General features: G+C 61.8%; 19 protein-coding genes. 14 read left to right on the plus strand and 5 right to left on the minus strand.

Going from position 1 to position 17,470, the window contains the following annotated elements:
- The first annotated feature begins 172 nt into the window (after positions 1 to 172).
- The gene (locus tag ACA047_RS01460; protein WP_497356029.1) at positions 173 to 1,297 is read left to right on the plus strand and encodes a transglycosylase SLT domain-containing protein; all 1,125 of its coding nucleotides are present in this window, start codon (positions 173 to 175) and stop codon (positions 1,295 to 1,297) included.
- Positions 1,298 to 1,339: 42 nt separating this feature from the next.
- Here the strand turns inward: ACA047_RS01460 and ACA047_RS01465 are convergent, their stop codons facing one another.
- A complete protein-coding gene (locus tag ACA047_RS01465) occupies positions 1,340 to 2,497 on the minus strand; it encodes a serine hydrolase domain-containing protein (RefSeq protein ID WP_497356031.1) in 1,158 nt (385 codons plus the stop codon).
- A 126-nt stretch (positions 2,498 to 2,623) separates the two neighbouring features.
- Here ACA047_RS01465 and ACA047_RS01470 point away from each other — a divergent pair, with 126 nt between their 5' ends.
- Positions 2,624 to 3,856, plus strand: a complete 1,233-nt coding sequence (locus ACA047_RS01470) for a cytochrome P450 family protein (RefSeq protein WP_497356033.1) — start codon at positions 2,624 to 2,626, stop codon at positions 3,854 to 3,856.
- A 75-nt stretch (positions 3,857 to 3,931) separates the two neighbouring features.
- Here the strand turns inward: ACA047_RS01470 and ACA047_RS01475 are convergent, their stop codons facing one another.
- Positions 3,932 to 4,528 carry a GNAT family N-acetyltransferase gene (locus tag ACA047_RS01475; protein WP_497356035.1) on the minus strand — a complete coding sequence of 199 codons (597 nt, stop codon included), beginning with the start codon at positions 4,526 to 4,528 and terminating at the stop codon, positions 3,932 to 3,934.
- Positions 4,525 to 5,076, minus strand: coding sequence for an RNA polymerase sigma factor (locus ACA047_RS01480; RefSeq protein ID WP_497356037.1), 552 nt, complete (start codon positions 5,074 to 5,076; stop codon positions 4,525 to 4,527). Before ACA047_RS01480 ends, ACA047_RS01475 begins: the two co-directional genes overlap by 4 nt.
- Positions 5,077 to 5,396: 320 nt before the next feature.
- Here ACA047_RS01480 and ACA047_RS01485 point away from each other — a divergent pair, with 320 nt between their 5' ends.
- From ACA047_RS01485 to ACA047_RS01540, 12 genes are all read left to right on the plus strand, one after another.
- Positions 5,397 to 6,524: a TyeA family type III secretion system gatekeeper subunit gene (locus ACA047_RS01485; protein ID WP_497356039.1), complete on the plus strand. Its 1,128-nt coding sequence runs from the start codon at positions 5,397 to 5,399 to the stop codon at positions 6,522 to 6,524.
- Positions 6,521 to 8,608, plus strand: coding sequence for a type III secretion system export apparatus subunit SctV (gene sctV, locus ACA047_RS01490; protein ID WP_497356041.1), 2,088 nt, complete (start codon positions 6,521 to 6,523; stop codon positions 8,606 to 8,608). Before ACA047_RS01485 ends, sctV begins: the two co-directional genes overlap by 4 nt.
- Positions 8,609 to 8,745: 137 nt before the next feature.
- Positions 8,746 to 9,639, plus strand: coding sequence for an FHA domain-containing protein (locus ACA047_RS01495; RefSeq protein ID WP_497356043.1), 894 nt, complete (start codon positions 8,746 to 8,748; stop codon positions 9,637 to 9,639).
- The gene (locus tag ACA047_RS01500) at positions 9,639 to 10,997 is read left to right on the plus strand and encodes a FliI/YscN family ATPase (RefSeq protein WP_497360198.1); all 1,359 of its coding nucleotides are present in this window, start codon (positions 9,639 to 9,641) and stop codon (positions 10,995 to 10,997) included. Before ACA047_RS01495 ends, ACA047_RS01500 begins: the two co-directional genes overlap by 1 nt.
- On the plus strand, positions 10,984 to 11,403 hold the full coding sequence (locus ACA047_RS01505; RefSeq protein ID WP_497356045.1) for a hypothetical protein: 420 nt from the start codon (positions 10,984 to 10,986) through the stop codon (positions 11,401 to 11,403). Before ACA047_RS01500 ends, ACA047_RS01505 begins: the two co-directional genes overlap by 14 nt.
- Positions 11,396 to 11,965 (plus strand): type III secretion protein, encoded by a 570-nt coding sequence (locus ACA047_RS01510; RefSeq protein WP_497356047.1) that lies wholly within the window; start codon positions 11,396 to 11,398, stop codon positions 11,963 to 11,965. The genes ACA047_RS01505 and ACA047_RS01510 overlap by 8 nt, the downstream gene beginning before the upstream one ends.
- On the plus strand, positions 11,962 to 13,068 hold the full coding sequence (gene sctQ / locus ACA047_RS01515; protein ID WP_497356049.1) for a type III secretion system cytoplasmic ring protein SctQ: 1,107 nt from the start codon (positions 11,962 to 11,964) through the stop codon (positions 13,066 to 13,068). The genes ACA047_RS01510 and sctQ overlap by 4 nt, the downstream gene beginning before the upstream one ends.
- A complete protein-coding gene (gene sctR, locus ACA047_RS01520; RefSeq protein ID WP_497356051.1) occupies positions 13,065 to 13,718 on the plus strand; it encodes a type III secretion system export apparatus subunit SctR in 654 nt (217 codons plus the stop codon). The genes sctQ and sctR overlap by 4 nt, the downstream gene beginning before the upstream one ends.
- Before the next feature lie 9 nt (positions 13,719 to 13,727).
- Positions 13,728 to 13,982, plus strand: coding sequence for a type III secretion system export apparatus subunit SctS (gene sctS / locus ACA047_RS01525; protein ID WP_497356053.1), 255 nt, complete (start codon positions 13,728 to 13,730; stop codon positions 13,980 to 13,982).
- Positions 13,982 to 14,779 (plus strand): type III secretion system export apparatus subunit SctT, encoded by a 798-nt coding sequence (gene sctT, locus ACA047_RS01530; protein WP_497356055.1) that lies wholly within the window; start codon positions 13,982 to 13,984, stop codon positions 14,777 to 14,779. Before sctS ends, sctT begins: the two co-directional genes overlap by 1 nt.
- Before the next feature lie 15 nt (positions 14,780 to 14,794).
- Entirely contained in the window at positions 14,795 to 15,895 is a 1,101-nt protein-coding gene (gene sctU, locus ACA047_RS01535) for a type III secretion system export apparatus subunit SctU (RefSeq protein ID WP_497356057.1), read from the plus strand.
- Positions 15,896 to 16,332: 437 nt separating this feature from the next.
- Entirely contained in the window at positions 16,333 to 16,548 is a 216-nt protein-coding gene (locus ACA047_RS01540) for a type III secretion system major pilin HrpA (protein ID WP_497356059.1), read from the plus strand.
- An 85-nt stretch (positions 16,549 to 16,633) separates the two neighbouring features.
- Here ACA047_RS01540 and ACA047_RS01545 read toward each other — a convergent pair whose 3' ends face one another.
- Together ACA047_RS01545 and ACA047_RS01550 are read right to left on the minus strand one after the other, a co-directional pair.
- The gene (locus tag ACA047_RS01545) at positions 16,634 to 17,080 is read right to left on the minus strand and encodes a type III secretion system chaperone (RefSeq protein WP_497356061.1); all 447 of its coding nucleotides are present in this window, start codon (positions 17,078 to 17,080) and stop codon (positions 16,634 to 16,636) included.
- Positions 17,081 to 17,092: 12 nt separating this feature from the next.
- Complete coding sequence (locus ACA047_RS01550; RefSeq protein ID WP_497356063.1) at positions 17,093 to 17,470, minus strand: hypothetical protein; 378 nt, start codon at positions 17,468 to 17,470, stop codon at positions 17,093 to 17,095.

Here is a 17,470-nt window from a genome sequence, read left to right on the forward strand (position 1 = left end):
GATTGACCTCGCATTGTCATTCAGGCGCCGACGAGCGCCTGCTAGCCCATGGTGAGTGACAGCTACGGCGTTTCGGTTCCAACCTGCCGGCGGCGCGGCGGGTGATCAGCGTGGAACCGCTGGCATGTGATCTGCCACCCAATGGCGCCACCTCATTCAAGGTTGACCGCCCATGCCTCGATCACTTGCACCTTCGCCGGCCCTTCGATTCGTCCCCAAAGGGTTGTCCATGCTGGCCATGGGTACCTTGCTGTATGGATGCCAGCATCTCGAACCGCAGCTGACCATCGGTGATCCTTTCGCCAACGAGACTTACCGTTCCCAACTGCGCTGGCTTGAGCCGGCGCCTACGGACACGATCGTTCAGATCAGCGAGTTATCGGCCCAAAGCGGCGGCAGCCTCTGGGCGCGCATGCGCCAGGGATTTTCCTTGCAACCAAAGACCAAGGGCGTGGCGCGCATTGATGAGCAGCGCCGCTGGCTGATGCAGCGCCCGGCTTTTCTCACCCAGACCGGACGCGCCGGCAGTCGTTACTTGCACTTCATCGTTGGCGAACTGAGCAAGCGCAACATGCCGCTGGAACTGGCTCTGTTGCCGGCCATCGAGAGCGGGTTCAATCCGAACGCACAATCGCCTGCCCAGGCCTTGGGCCTCTGGCAATTCATTCCCGCCACGGGGCGCCGTTACCAATTGCAGCAGCGAGGCGACTACGACGAGCGCCGCGACATTCCGTCATCCACCCGGGCCGCCCTGGATTACTTGTCCTATCTGCATGATTACTTCGACGGCGACTGGCTGCTGGCGTTGGCCGCCTACAATGCCGGGGAAGGACGGGTACGCGACGCCATCACGCGTAATCGCGCCCGCGGCCTGGCGACCAACTATTGGAACCTGTCGCTGCCCGGCGAAACCCAGAATTACGTGCCGCGACTGCTGGCGCTGTCGCAGTTGGTGAATACGCCCGCGGACTATGGCGTGAACCTGGCGCCCATCGCCGACCAGCCGTATTTCCAGATGGTCGCTTTGGCGCAGCCAGTGGACCTGGCGCACCTGGCGATGTTGTCAGGTGTTCATGAACGAGAGTTGCGCATGCTTAACCCCGCCGGGCGTGGCCGGGCCAGCGGGCGCTTGCTGATGCCAATGGAAGCGTCGCGCAGGTTACTGGCACAACCGGACATGATCGCCAAAGCGGCGCGACCCCGTGCGGACGGTAGCGAAGAGCAAATGGTCGCCTCGCCCGATACCGGTACGGCGCAGTCGCAGGTGGCGGACGCGGTGGTGCCGCCAGGCGTGTGAGCCAGCGCTCGCCTGTCACGGGCGGGCGGATCTCCAGTGGGCTTACAGACAGCCCATCGCGACATTGGCCAGCCCTCGTGCGCGTGGGTCCATCAAGACGTAGGAGCCAATGGTGTTGCAGGCGAAGCCGAACGCCACCCCACGTTCAGGATCGGCAAAACCGATGGTGCCACCGGCGCCCATGTGGCCGAACGCCTCGGGTCCCATGCCATAGCTGCCGTTTGCCACGTTCGGCTGGTTGAGCATTACGCCCAGGCCGAAACGCGTCGGGGTCTGAAGGGTCGGGTCGTATTCGGCACTGTGTTCGCGCAGCATTTCGTTGAGCAGCGGCGACTCCAGTAACCGTCCGTCGAGCAGGCCGGCGTAAAACGCGGCCAGGCTGCGTGCGTTGCCGTGGCCATTGGCCGCTGGTTGGGTCATGCGCTTCCAGCCGGCTTCGTTACTGCGCCCCAGCACCATCGGCGGATTGGCGAAGGCCAGTGCGCTCATGGCAGTCGGCTCGTTGAGCACGTACTGCAGCACTCGGCCAAAGGCTTCATCGTCAATCTCGTCTTTGGTGCGCGCCATGTAGGCGCATCGAGCGATGGCTGCGTCGTCCAGGCCGAGATGAAAATCCAGCCCGAGTGGCACCGCCACCCGTTCGCAGATGCTTTGTGCTGGCGTCAGGCCATCCACCCGGCGTAGCAATTCGCCAAGAATCCAGCCGAACAGCAATGGCGAATAGGTCTGCTGTGCCCCGGCCGCGGCCCAAGGGTGCTCCTCGGCGATCAGGTCCGTCATGGTGTTCCAGTCGTACAGGGTTTGAGGCGCCAGCGGCGTGCGTAGCGCCGGGAGTCCGGCGCGGTGGCAAAGCACCTGGCGCACGGTGATCGGCGCTTTTCCGGCGTTGGCGAAGGCCGGCCAGTAGTGGCAGACCGGCGTGTCCAGGTCCAGGCGTCCTTCGCCTACCAGTTGCATGATCGCCACTGCAGTGAAGGGTTTGGTGCAGGAGAACAGATTGAGGAGCGTGTCGCGCTGCCAATCGCAGTCTGGTTCTGGGCCGGCAATGCCAGCCCATAGGTCGATAACGGTTTCGCCGTCAATCTGAATGCACAGGGCAGCGCCGCGTTCGAAGGGACTTTGCATCAGCTGGATAAAAGCCTCTTTGACCGGTTCGAAGCGAGGGTCGCATTGGCCATGGATTGCAAGTGCGCGCGTCATGTCAGCTCCGCGAAAGGTGGGTGTTCTCCCTAAGTGACCGTGGCCGTGCAAACGGTTCATTGCGTCACTCAATGCCGTTGCAATGGAATTTTTTCCGCAAGCGGTGCCACTCAGGAGCACCGATTCATGCCTTTGGAGAGTGTCATGGCTTACGAGCGCACCCTTGATTTCAACAGCGACGCGTTTCGCGACGAGGCGTATCGACATTACGCAGCGATGCGCCAGACGTCCCCGGTGTTCCTCAGCCAGCCCGAAGGGCAGCTGCCGATGTGGTACGTCACCGGTGCCCGGGAAGTCGAGGAAGTACTGCTGGACAGTGATCGCTTCGCCCGTGACCCGTCACGGATCAGCGCGCAGTTCGCGGCGATGCTCGGCGGCGAGCAATCCATCGCGTTTCTTAACGACCACATGCTCAACCGCGACGGCGACAGTCACCGCAGATTGCGTCGCCTGGTGAACAAGGCATTTACGTTGAAGGCGATAAACGCCATGCGGCCACGTATTGAACAGATCGCTGAAACGTTGCTGGACCAGGTGGGGCCGAGCGGGCGAATGGACGTGGTGAGCCAATATGCATTCCCTTTATCGATCATCGTCATCGCCCAATTGCTCGGCGTCCCCGCGCAAGACCGTGACGATTTTCGGCGCTGGTCGCAGATGATCGTTCGGCAGGTTGGGCAGGACTTGAGCGACTTGCAACGTTGTTACAGCGAATTCGCCGCCTACATGCTCGCATTGATAGACCAGCGTCGAGCACAACCGGCCGACGATCTGATTTCAGCGCTGGCACAGGTCGAGGAAGAGGGCACCATGCTCAGCCGAAGTGAGCTTTGCAGCATGATCGCGCTGCTCATCATCGCCGGGCACGAAACGTCGGCGTCGATGATCGGTAATGCCCTCCACATGCTTTTGCAGCACCCCAAGGCGCTGGCCCGGTTGTGTGACGACCCAGCGTTGATGCCCAACGCGGTCGAGGAGTTGCTGCGCTATGACTCGTCAGTGGAGCGGGCAATGATCCGCTTCGTCACCCGGGACACAGAACTGGCCGGGCAGCGCTTGCAGCGTGGGCAACTGGTGGTTGCAGTGGTGGGCTCGGCCAATCGCGACGAAGTGCTTTGTGCAAATCCTGACACGCTCGACATCACTCGCCCCGCCTGTGCGCACATGTCTTTTGGCAAAGGCACTCACTACTGCCTGGGTGCCTCGCTGGCCAGGCAGGAATTGGAAATTGCATTGAATACGCTCCTTCGACGCTGCCCCGGGCTGCAATTGGCCGTTGACCCCGGCGCCATACGCTGGCGCTATGTCCCTAACTTCAGGGGGCCGGACGCGCTGGCGGTGTGCTGGTCGGTGGACTGACGCGATCGGTGTGATACGCACGGACCACTGGACAAAATACGGCTCGCCCGGCAACCCACCGGGCGAACCGCAAGCTCACGCCAGGCTGGCGTCCGCGTTTTGCCTTTGCGTTGAGGGGGTGGCGGGCGCAGTGTCGCTTGGCGTCAGCTGCAGACCATAGAGCACGACGTCCGCACGGGAGTCAGCGAACCGGGCAATGCCCGGAAAGCGGCCCCATTGCGTCGCGCCCAGCCCTTGCACGCCGCGTTTGCTGGCCTCGTTATGCTCAATGATCCAGGCCACCAGCGTCTCGAAGCCATACCGTTTGGCCAACACGACCGCGGCTTGCCCGAGGCGAATGCCTACGCCGCTGCCAATATGGTCATTACGCACGTAGATCGACACTTCGCCGGTCAATCGGCAGGCCTGGGCGCCCCAACTAAAGCGGTTAACAATCAACCAGGCGACGACTTCACCAGCGCGTTCGAGCACGTATATCGGATCACCTTCCTTGACGAAACAGTCGACGAAGAAGGTCATTTCCTTCAGGGAAAACGCTCTGAGTACGGGGGAACTGGTACCCCCCAGAGCGCTTTCGTTGAAGATATCTGTCATCACCGGCAAGTCGTCAGGCGTGTAACGGCGCACGCCGCGTGGCAGGTCGAGCCGGCTGTTTAAACGAATGCTGGTCATGGCTGCACTTCTCCGTAGACGCTTCGCTTGAGTTGTTCACGCGCGCGAAACAATCTTGAGCGCACGGTCCCGATGGGTACGCCTAGCCGTTCGGCGGCATCGCGGTAGCTGCTTTCGGTGTCCACGGCGGTCCACAGCGTATCGCGCATGTTCTTTGGCAGCTCATCTATGGCCAACAGCGTTCGGTCCAACAGCCGACGGTGTTCGCACTGTTCACTCAGATCGATGTCGGCACTGGACTCGTTGAACTCGCTTTCGTCGAACGGACTCAACGGTGGTTGCGCGTAGAAGCGGCGAAAATGGTTGCGGATCAGGTTAAGGGCGATGCCGCACAGCCAGGTGTCAGGCTTTGCCAGCCCTTTAAATTTCTCCTGATTACGCCAGGCTTCCAGGTACGTGAGTTGGATGATGTCGTCGGCATCGTCTTGATTGAGCACACGCTTTTGCACAAATAGACGCAGTTTGCGCTCCTCGCCGAAGGCGATGCCTGGCGTGCGGACGCCTGGTCGGGAGGTCTTTGGGGGTGTCGTGAGGTTCAGACTGCTCATTGATGTATCCCTCTGAATAGATTCCATAGCGTCGATCCATATGTCGACATACCCCTATCAGCAGGACATGTGCCAAGCCTGATACATTTATGTACATTATTGATAAATAACGGTTTTATTTATTTGTCATACGCTAAATGTGCAAATCGCTGCGCAGCAGATACGAGAGCCAATGCAATAATCTGCACGGCGCGGGCCGTCGAAAAGGGTGGTTATGCCGCTACCTCCAAACCTATTCAGGAGAGGGCCTGGCCGGTGATGGAACTCAATGGGGAATCGCCGCCACCCACTGAGCGTCCGAAACCCCGCTCGTGGCCATCATGAAAGTAGAAGCACCGACCAATACGCGCATTGCCGTCAATCTCGCCCAGGCTGCTTCGGCTGTAGTGGGCGTGGGTAGGCCTGTGGAATCGTTGCAGACCGCGCAGTCCAATTCGATGGAAGAGGTCGGCATGACCTTCAGCCATCATGTCGAGCGCAATACCAAAGCGCTGAGCCAGCGGCGTATACGCAACGCCCGCAGCGAGGTGGGTCAAACGCGGGTCCAGACGCATGAGCAGTTGGAAGAGTGGTACGACCAACTCGGCCACCCAGGCAAGCAGAGCTTGGGCGCAATGGCCGCTCGGGCCGGCATGTTGCTGTGTGGCGAGCCGGTGCTTGAAGAAGTGGTGCAGTCCACCGGCGGTGATCCGGCCCGTACTGACCTTATCCTGCAGCAAGCGTTGCGCGATGCCGAGGTGCAAGGTCGTCTCGTCGAAGCCAGGCGTGCCCGAGACTACCTGCAGCTGTTGCGCGAACGTTATGGGGCGCAGATTCAGGCGGGAATGAACATCGCCGAGGCACTGCGTGCTTCGGGCGGTGATCCCGAACTGCGCCAGGCTGTACGCCGGCTCTATTACGACACCGTGGTGCTCAAGCAGTCATTGCCCACCATGATGCAGGCGTTGCTTGGTCTGTTCGGCGAAGCGGCGTTCGTGTCGGGGCTGGACATGATGCGTCGTGCGCTGGCTGACGACATCGCCGCGCAGACGCCTTCGCGCCCCACCGCCATGCTGCGCACGCTACTGATTGGCCTGGCCGCCTCGACTCAACTCAGCAGTGTTCTACACAGTTGCCGCCAGTTGCTGGAGCGCCTTGCCTACAGTTGTCCGGCAAGCCAGCTCACGGCCGTGGTTTTACTTCAGCGCATGCTGGGGTTCGCCACCAGTGGCCTGTCTTCGGCGGAAGTGCGCCGCATCGGGCGTGAATTGGGCGGGGATCAGGAGCGGGACCAACTCGTCTCTCTGAACGGTCTGTATCCGGTACTCAAGCGCTTGCCGCTGGCGCTCTGGCGTGATGGAAAAAGCCGGCAGAGCGCGCTGAAAAATCTGCTGGTGTTGCTTGATGAGCGTTCCCGCGGTGAGACCCGAGGACAGACCGCCGCCCCGGTCATCGGAGCGCACTCATGATCGCAATGTTGAACAAAGTGGCCAGTGGCGCGGTTCGGCGCATCGAAGTGGTTGGGGCGTTCGTGGTACTCGGCATTGTGTTCATGCTGATCCTGCCGTTGCCGACGTCGGTGGTCGATGTGCTGATCGCGGTCAACATCTGCATCTCTTGCCTGCTGATCGTGCTCTCGCTGTACCTGCCACGGCCGTTGGCGTTTTCCTCGTTTCCGGCGGTGCTGCTGTTGACCACGTTGTTCCGGCTGGCGTTGTCGGTGGCTACCACCCGTTTGATCCTGCTCCAGGGCGACGCCGGTCATATCGTCCAGGCGTTCGGCAATTTTGTGGTGGGTGGAAACCTTGCGGTCGGGTTGGTCATCTTCCTTATTCTGACGGTGGTCAATTTCCTGGTGATCACCAAGGGGTCTGAGCGTGTCGCTGAAGTGGCGGCGCGTTTCACTTTGGATGCGCTGCCAGGCAAACAAATGTCCATCGACAGCGACTTGCGCGCGAACTTGATCGATGTCAGCGAAGCCCGACGTCGTCGCGAGGAGTTGAACAAGGAAAGCCAACTGTTCGGTGCGATGGACGGGGCGATGAAGTTCGTCAAGGGCGACGCCATCGCTGGCCTGGTGATCGTGGTGATCAACCTCATTGGCGGTTTCTCGGTCGGTATGATGCAGCACGACATGGGCGCGTCCGAATCGATGCACTTGTACGGCGTATTGACCATCGGTGACGGTCTGATCGCGCAAATTCCGGCACTGCTGATCTCCCTCACCGCTGGCATGATCATTACCCGGGTGTCACCGGAAGGACAGCCGGCGGGTAGTAGCGTCGGCAAGGAAATTGCCAAGCAGTTGACCGCCGAACCCAAGGCCTGGGTGATTGCTTCGGTGGGGATGCTCGGCTTCGCCGCCTTGCCCGGCATGCCCACGCTGGTGTTCATCGTCATTGCCTTGATCACCGGCACCGCTGGCATCGTTCAGCTGTATTCGCGCGCACGACAGGCACGTCAGGACGACCAGCCGGCTGAGGTCGTGGCCCCCGAACACAACGGCGCAGAAGATCTGCGCAGTTTCGACCCTACCCGCGCCTATCTTTTGCAGTTTTCCATGGCAGTGGAAGGGCGCGTGGCGACCGAGGAGGTCATCCAGGCGATCCGCAAAAAGCGCAACGCACTGGTGGCCGGCTTTGGCCTGACCTTGCCGCCCTTTGAGATCGAATACAGCGCGCTGCTGGAGGACGACGAGTTTCGGTTCTGCGTGCATGAGGTCCCGATGTTGCGGGCAACGTTCGGTGAGCGTGTGGCCGTCGCGCGTGGACCGCTGCCGTTCGAACCGCGCGATGCTCAGTTCGGCAGCGAAGCACGTGACGAGCATCAGTGGCTATGGCTGACGCCCGACGACCCGCTGCTGGCGGACGAACGCGTTGAGGCGGTGTCTGCAGCCGAGTTGCTGGTGGAGCGGATGAGCCGTGCGATGTTTGCCACGGGCCCGCAATTTCTGGGTCTTCAGGAAAGTAAATCGATCCTCAGTTGGCTCGAAGCGGGTCAGCCAGAGCTGGTGCAGGAGCTGCAGAGAACCATGCCATTGGCCCGTTTCGCAGCGGTGCTGCAGCGCCTGGCCGGCGAAGGCGTTCCGCTGCGCGCGGTGCGCCTGATTGCCGAGTCTTTGATCGAGCATGGGCAGCACGAGCGTGACGTCGGTGCGTTGACCGACTACGCGCGCATCGCCCTGAAGTCGCAGATCTATCACCAGTACCGCGACGAAGAGGGCCTGCACGTGTGGCTGTTGACGCCGGAAACCGAAGGCCTGTTGCGCGACGCGCTGCGCCAGACCCAAACAGAAACCTTTTTTGCTTTGGAAAGCCTCCATACCCGCGCCTTGGTGATGCAGTTGCGCGAAGGCTTCCCGTTGCGCGCCAGGCGCGTGGCCGTCCTGTTGGTGGCTCAAGACCTGCGCGCACCGCTGCGTGACTTATTGCGCGACGAGTTCAATCACGTGCCGGTGCTCGCCTTCAGCGAGTTGCACAGCAACGCCCAGGTAAACGTACTGGGTCGTTTTGACCTCGAGCAGGAACAACTACAGGTGGAGGATGCCGCGTGACGGGCTTGTCTTGGCGCGCCAGGGTGGAAGTCCAGGTGCGTTCGACGGCCTGGCTGTGACAGAGAACGGGTGCCGCGAGTGCCCTGCTGTACAACCGGATTGAGGGCGAACATCAGTCGCCCCTTGAGGAATTGGCCATGTTCGAGCTGCGTGTATTGAGTGGTCTGCACCGAGGTGCGGCATTGCCGCTGGTAGGCGAGCAATGGGTTATCGGGGCGGCGGAGGATGCCGACCTGGCACTTTACGATCCGGGCATCTGTGCTCGTCACGTGTGCCTGAGGCAGATGCAGGGGCAATGGAGGCTGGATCTGCTGGAGGGCGCGGTTTGCGATGTGCAAGGCCAGCCCTGGACACCGATCGAGCCATTACAGGCCAATAGCCCTTTCGCCATGGCAGGTGTCTGGCTGTGCCTGGCTCCGGCCGATCAGCCTTGGCCACAAGAGTCGGTGCTGGATGACGCCGCGCATCTGGGGGCGAGTCGGGAAACCCCGAAGTTTGCGGCGCGGCCGTCGTGGCCCAAACGCCTGGCGATCGCCGCGGCGGTGATCACCGTCGCCTCCAGTGCCTGGGCATTTACCAGCCAGCCGGCGCAAACCGTAGTGAGCAGCCCGGCCCAGCAGCTCAAACGCACCAAGGTGGTATTGGACAATGTCGAGGCGGTCCGCCTGGAGCTTGATCGCATGTTGCAGGAACGTGATTTGGAGGCCGGTGTGCGGGTCGAGGTCCAGAACGACCGTCTCGTGTTGGTGGGCGAGCTGCCGCGCCAGCGAATGGCGGTGGTCGAACGACTGATCGAGCGCTTCAACGACCGCTACGAGACGCCGGTCGCGATCACGGCCAACGTGAAGGAGCATCTGACGCAGTTGCCGTTTCAGATCGCCCAGATTGTGGGCGGCAAGCATGGTCATGTTGTCACGTCCGACGGGCGCCGGTTGTTCCTGGGCGACCAGATTGATGGCCTGCGCTTGACCGCAATCGACAGCGGCAAAGTCACTTTCGAAGGCGACCAACGCTACGAGGTCACGTGGTGATGACGCAGGCGGCCATCGCGCGACTTGAGGCTTGGGAAGCCGGGCAACGGGCACACTTGCGTCGGTTCGCGCCGGTCATGGTACGCGGGCGGGTGCAGCGGGTCAGTGGCATTGTGTTGCAGTGCCGACTGCCTGGGGCACAGATCGGCGACCTGTGCCGAGTCGAGCGCGACGCACGCGAGCCGTTGCTCGCCGAGATTGTCGGCTTCGATCAGCACGATGCCTTGCTTAGTGCGCTGGGTGGCCTGGAGGGCATCCGGGTGGGCGCCGCGGTGGAGCCGCTGGGCATGCCGCATCGGGTACACGTGGGGCCAGAGTTGCTTGGCCAGGTGCTGGATGGATTCGGCCGGCCCCTGGTGGACGGCGGTGCGGGTGCGTTCGCCGATGCGCAAGTGCTGCAAGCGTCGGTGGTGATTGGCGAGGCACCTGCGCCCACCGCACGGCCGCGCATTCAGCGCGCCTTGGCGACCGGCGTACGGGCCATCGACGGCCCGCTGACCCTCGGCGAAGGCCAGCGTGTGGGGTTGTTCGCGGGTGCCGGTTGCGGCAAAACCACGCTGCTGGCGGAGATTGCCCGCAACGTTGACTGTGATGTCATCGTCTTCGGCCTGATCGGCGAGCGCGGGCGCGAACTGCGCGAATTCCTCGATCATGAGCTCGATGATGAGCTACGTGCCCGTGCGGTCTTGGTCTGCGCCACCTCCGACCGCTCCAGCATGGAACGCGCCCGTGCGGCGTTCACGGCCACGGCATTGGCCGAAGGCTTTCGTGCACAGGGCCAGCGCGTCCTGCTGCTCATCGATTCGCTGACCCGGTTCGCCCGGGCACAACGTGAAATCGGCCTGGCCGCTGGCGAGCCGTTGGGTCGCGGCGGCTTGCCGCCGTCGGTCTACAGCTTGCTGCCGCGCCTGGTCGAGCGGGCCGGGCTGACCAACGAGGGGGCCATCACCGCCTTTTATACGGTGCTCATCGAGCAGGATTCAATGAATGATCCGGTGGCGGACGAGGTGCGTTCGCTGCTCGACGGTCACATCGTGCTGTCGCGAAAGCTCGCTGAGCGCGGTCACTACCCGGCAATCGACGTGCTGGCCAGCCTGTCGCGAACCTTGGCCAATGTTGCCGAGGCGGAGCACCTGCGGGCGGGCATCAATCTGCGTCGACTGTTGTCGGCCTATGAGCAAATCGAGCTGATGCTGCGCTTGGGCGAATATCAGGCTGGCGCCGACCCCTTGACCGACCTGGCGGTGGAGTCGCGCGGTGCCCTGGACGCGTTTCTGCGCCAGGACCTGCGTGAGCCGGAGCTATTTGCGTCCACGCTTGATCATCTCCAGCAACTGACCGCCTATGTCCCGAGCTGATCTAAACGCCCTTGCGCCCGTACGCCGACACCGCGAAGCGCAAGCCGAACGGGTCTGGCGTCAGCAGCGCGACCTTTTGCGCGAGCGGGAAGCGGCAGTTGTTGCCGCGCGGGCGCAGTGGCAGGCGGCATGTGAACGGCAGGCGGCGCAGCGCGAGGCGCTGTACTGCGAGCACCGTGGACGTGCGGTGAGTGTGTGCGAGTTGAATGCCTGGAGTGCGCAAGAACGTCGCTTGATAGGTGAGCTGGCCGAGCAAGCGCGTGCATTGCAGGCGCTGGATGATGAACAGGCGCACCAGGCGCGCAACACTGACGCTGCCCAGCAGCGGTTACGAGGGCGTCGACGTGATCTGGAAAAGCTCAAGGTGTTGATGGAGCGCCTGACGGAGACCCCTTGCGATGAATGAGCGCACCGTACGCCGTGAACCAACGCCGCGTTACGACCCCTCGGTTGCCCCCGTTCGGCACCCGCTTGGGGCGTATGAGCAACCGCCCGCACAGGTGAGCCGGGCGGTGCGGCCGGCGGTGCGCGAGCCCTCGCCTGGAACCGGACGCGACCCCGACGTGACGGCTGAGCGCGGTGATGGTTACTGGTTTCGCCAATGGGTCGATGCGCCACAGGGCGGCTCGCAGGATGACACCGCAGGTACCGGTTCTTTATCGGGTCTGGTGAGCCTGGAGAGCGGCGAAGTGGAGGCGTTTGTCGATCAGCTCACGCCACGTTTGCACGCCACGCTCGAGCAGCAACTGGACCTGCTGCTGCATCTTCCGCATCTGGGCCGTATCAGGGTGTCGGCACAGCGGTTAAGCGGGGCGGCTGGCTGGGACATCGGCCTTAGCGGCGAAAGTGACGAGGCGCAGGCGCGGTTGTCGAGTCAATCCGGCCGTCTCGAAGACGCGTTGACGCAGAGCTTGGGCCAACCGGTAACCGTGCGCGTGGCACGCGAAAAAGAGGGAAGTGCGACATGACAGTACGTGCATTGTCGCTGCCGCCTGTCTGCGTCGAGGACGCCACCGCCCGGCAGCTATTAGGAATCGGCGTCGGTTTGCCCTTTGAGGTGGCGGGCGAGACGGGGCTGCTGGAGCTGACCTTGGGCAGTGGCCCAACTGACGGAGCACCGTGCGTGCTGGAGTGCGCACATGGCGTTTTTACCCTGAACGAGCCCGGCGCGGTGCTCAGCCTGTTCGGTGAATGCCCGGTGGTATTGCCTGCCGAACCTGGACCGGATGACGAGTGGTTCTGGTCACTGTTTCATCAAACCCTGAGCGAGTCCCTGCGCACGGCGTTTGGCTTTCTCAAACCGGTGGCCGGGCCTGGGTTTCCTGGCGTTGCCTGCCGGCTCGAGGCGCGGTTGGGGGCTGCATGCGTCGTCAGCCATCTGGATATTGCGGGGTCGACCTTGCTGGGGCTGCTCCGCGCCGCTCCCTGGCAGCGGCGAACAGCGCCGTGGATCGAACACTTTGCGCTGCGTGTTCCGTTGCTGGCGGGGCATCTGGCGCTGACTGCCGGGCAGTTGGCGGCGCTGCGCCCCGGTGACGTATTGATACCTGAAACACCCTTGTTCGACTCGTCCGGCCAGGGGCTGATTCACTTGGGCCGGCATTGTTTGCAGGTGCAAGTGCAAAGCCATGCCGCGCCGTTGCGTCTGACCGTACTCGCTCTTGAGGAGACCGTTATGAGCACCACCGCCGACACCGACATTCTGACGCCCGATTGGGACGATACCGCCCGTTACGAACCCGATACTCAAGCACCCGAGGCGGCCGATCACCCGGCGTCTGTCCATGCCGATGCTGAAACCGGGGAGGCGCCGATGGCGAAACAGGCCGATGCCGATATCACCGAGCGCTTCGAGGACCTGCCGCTGGCGCTCACGGTACGCTGCGGTCACTTGAGCCTGTCCTTGGGCGAGTTACGCAATCTGGCGCCCGGCGCCGTGCTGCAAGTGCAAGGTGTGGCCCCGGGGGCGGGGTCGCTGTTCTATGGCGAACGTGCCCTGGCCCATGGCGAACTGGTCGAGATCGATGGCCGGTTGGGTCTGCAAATCGCCCGCGTGGATGTGGCTGGATGAGCTTCCAGGGGGTTGACCCCTTTCTGCTGGCGCTGTTCATCGGTGGGATTTCGTTAGTCCCACTGTTACTGATCATCTGCAGTGCCTTTCTCAAGGTGGCCATCGTATTGACGATCACCCGTAACGCCATCGGCGTGCAGCAGGTGCCGCCCAACATGGCGCTGTATGCCATTGCGCTGGCCGCGACGCTGTTCATCATGGCGCCGGTCGGCCACAACATCGCCGAAGAGCTGAAAGAGCGGCCGCTGGATTTTAGCAATACCGAGGCGTTGCAAGGTTCTGCTCTGAACGCGATCAAACCGTTGCAGGCCTTCATGTCGCGTAACACCAACCCGGACATCCTCGCCCACCTGTTGGAAAACACCAAGCGGATGTGGCCCAAGGAGCGCGCCGAGCAGGCCAGTCGCGACGACCTGATGCTGCTCATCCCGGCGTTCATGCTGTCGGAACTTGAGGCAGGCTTTCAGATGGGATTTCTGATCTATATCCCGTTCATTGTCATCGATCTGATCGTGTCCAACCTGCTGCTGGCGCTCGGCATGCAGATGGTCGCGCCCATGACTATTTCGTTGCCGCTCAAGTTGCTGGTTTTTGTCCTCGTGCAGGGTTGGACGCAGTTGCTCGACAGCCTTTTCTATTCCTATCTTTGAGGACGTGCGATGGACGCGCTGACGTTATTTAAGGAAGGCATGTTGCTCGTGGTGTTGCTCTCCGCGCCGCCGTTGATCGTGGCCGTGATCGTCGGCGTGCTGACCTCGCTGGTGCAGGCATTGATGCAGATCCAGGACCAGACCTTGCCCTTCGGTATCAAGCTGGTGGCGGTCGGGCTGACCTTGCTGGTAACGGGCCGTTGGATCGGCGTGCAGTTGCTGGGATTGCTGCGCCGGGCATTCGAAATGATGGCCAACACCTGATGACGGCCTCGGCTTTCGTTCCCTATTTCGACCTACTGTTGTCGATAGCGCTCGGCATGGCGCGCATTTATCCGGTTGCTTACTTGGTTCCGGTCTTCTGTTTCCAACATCTGCGAGGCTTGCCGCGCCATGCCATTGTGTTTGCCTTGAGCATGTTGCCGGCGCCCGGCATTCGCCAGGCGCTGATCGACGCCAAGGTCAACTGGCTGTCGCTGGGCGGGTTGATGTTCAAGGAGTTGGTGCTGGGCTTCTTGCTCGGGGTGTTGCTGGCGATGCCGTTCTGGTTGTACGAATCGGTGGGCGCTTTGCTGGACAACCAGCGCGGCGCCCTCATCGGCGGCCAGTTGAACCCGGCGCTAGGCGCCGATACCACGCCCTTGGGCCACCTGTTCAAAGAGATGACGATCTTGCTGTTGGTCGCCACCCTGGGCATTGGCACGTTGACGCAGGTGATCTGGGACAGCTACCTGGTGTGGTCGCCCACCGTTTGGTTTCCATTACCTGGGGCGGATGGCTTCGGTGTGTTTCTTGGGCTGATCGCCGAGATGTTCATGCACATGATGCTATACGCGGCACCGTTCATTGGCTTGCTGTTGCTGGTGGAGTTCAGTCTGGCGCTGCTTAGCCTGTACAGCCCGCAACTGCAGGTATTTATCCTCGCCATGCCGGCCAAGAGCCTGATTGGCCTGGGCTTCCTGCTTTTCTACTTGCCCACGTTGTGGGACGCGATGACCGGCCGTCTCGGCCGATATGCGGAAATCCGGCACCTGCTTCACCTGCTGCTGCAGGCGCCCTGAAGGAGGGCTTCGCTCATGAGCGAAGACAGTGGCGAAAAGACCAAAAGCGCGACGCCGAAGAAGATTCGCGACGCGCGCAGCAAAGGCCAGGTCGGTCAGAGCCAGGACTTGAGCAGTCTGCTGGTGCTCACTGCAATCACCGAGGTGGCATTGACGCTGGCCGACGACAGTATGCAGACGTTGGGAGAAATGGTGGCGTTCCCGCTGCACCGGCTGGATGTCGGGTTCGTGCGTGCCTTTGAGGAAACCTTGGCGCATGCCGGTGGCGTGCTGCTCAGTTTTACATTGATGACAGTGGGGCTGGCAATTGTCACGCGTCTGGTGGCCGGTTGGATACAGTTCGGCTTCCTGTTCGCTCCCGAGGCCCTTCAGCCTGACCCTAACCGACTGAACCCAATGAATCAGGCCAAGCAAATGTTTTCCGGCCAGGCGCTGATCAACCTGTTCATGGGGTTGGTGAAAGCGGTGTTCATCGCGACCGTGCTTTATCTGGTGACCATGCCTGCACTCGGGTCGTTGATCAGTCTGGTCAACGGCGACCTGCAAACCTATTGGCACGGGCTGGCCAGCCTGTTCCGGCACATCATGCACATATGCCTGGGCGTATTGCTGGTGTTGGCGATTCTCGACTTCGGTCTGCAGAAATACTTCTTCGCCAAGCGCCTGCGCATGAGCGAGGAAGAGGTGCGTAAAGAGTTCAAGGAAATGGAAGGCGACCCGCACGTCAAAATGCATCGCCGCAGCCTGGCCCGGCAATTGGTTGACCAGCCGGCCAGCAAAGAGGCCAAGCCGGTGGAAGACGCCGACATGCTGGTGGTCAATCCCACCCACTTTGCCGTCGCGCTACTGTATCGGCCTGAGGAAAATGCGCTGCCGCAGCTAATCGTCAAAGGCGTCGATGCCGAGGCCCGTGCGCTGATCGAGCGAGCCAAGGCTGCGCGCGTTCCGGTTATTCAGTGCATCTGGCTGGCGCGAACGATCTACCGCGAGGAGGTCGGTCGCTATATTCCCCGCGAAACGCTCCAGGCAGTTGCGCACATTTATCGGGTGTTGCGCGAGCTGGACGACGAGTCCAAAGGGGAGGTGATTGAGATTCCGGAATTGAACCTGCGCTGAGGTCGTGGGATGGAACTGATGCACACGCGGGCGCCACTCAGGTGGTAAGCCGGACTCGTCCGGGCGATGCCGGCCTGCCGATATTGCCCACGACGCAGAAATCGACTCGTGATGACCCATTGGAGGATCTTCCCATGCCGAATGACTCAAGCCCCATAAGAAGCCCCATAAGGGGCGCAGGTGCCTTGCATGGCATCGACAGCCAGCCATCGAACTCGGCCTCATTGAGCCAGCAGCCCCGTGAGGCGCAACAGCGCCACGGTAGCCAAAGCCTGCATGGACGGGGACGTTCGTCCTCGGCGCCACCTGCCATGCATCAGCGCGGTCGCACCAGAGCGCGGCAAGCAAGCCCCACGGCTCATCCGGGCGACACTCAACCGCCTGGCGATACGGATGCGTCCAGCCCTTCTTCGGCGCCTCGCTCTGCGCAATCGTTCATGAACGATATGGAAGCGCGGCAACGACAGTTGATGGAGGGCCAGTTCCGGCTCCAGATGGATATGGAGGAGCGCCAGGGAACGATGTTGCGTATCAAGAGCGCGGCCGATATGAGCAAGTTGATGAGCGATACGGTTACGGAGGTCACCAAAGGCTTCATGGACAGCGCAAGGAAAGTCATGCAGGAGGGCGGAGAAGCGATGAAACTTCGTTAAGGTCCCACGATACACATCGGCCCCGTGGCGCTTGCCCGGGGCCGATGTGCATTTGTCGGCAGGCCTACGCATGCGCCATGGCCGCTTAACCCAGTCGAGTGCGGCTCATGTTGAGGGCGGCCGGACGTGGGCCGTCGGGCGTTGCGGGCGCCATCCTGTGCGTACGCACATCGGCGACTTGGGCGACGAAGCCCACGATCCAATGGCAGAACCGCGCCTCGTCGAGCATCGACAATGGGCAATGTGCACACAAGCGAACGCAGCCTTTATCGTCCAGGGCCAGCCAACTGCCGCCGAGCACGTCCAATCGAAAGTTGAGTTCCAGTAAGCGCTTGTGCAGGTCGGGCGCCTGGGGCACATCAATCGAGCAATGGAGGATGGCCACGTCGCTGTGATCGGGCAGCTCAATTATCACGGCTTCGCGGTTGTCCTTGTCATACAGCGCGCACACACCACCCTCCAACTGCAAGTCCGCATGCAGGTGTTCTGCGAGGGCCGAGATCAAGCGCTGGGCTAGCGGTGCGACGGTCATGGAAAACCTTCCTCAATAAGTGGGTGAGTGGTCGTCGAGGTCCTCCAGGCCCAACAGTGACAGCTGCCGGGACTGAATTTCATCGAGCAGTTCAGACGATATCGGCGAGTCCGGCAGCGCGTGCCAAACCACGAGCGCTCGCTGCGGATCAAGAAATACATACAGCTGAGCGTAATCATTCGGATGGGCGAAGCGCCGTTCGAGTGCACTCTGGATTTGGTTCGCGCGCAGTGCCTGGCTGTGTATTTGTAAGGCGAGCCCCACACTGTGAGGCTCGCGCCGTAAGCTGAACTCAATGCCGGGGGCTATTTCCCAATACGTCGCGATGCCGGCGATGATGTTCTTTTGGAAGGCCTGGCGCGTGCTTACGCTGTGTACCGAAAAAGACAT

It is taken from the genome of Pseudomonas sp. LBUM1664 (assembly GCF_059695895.1).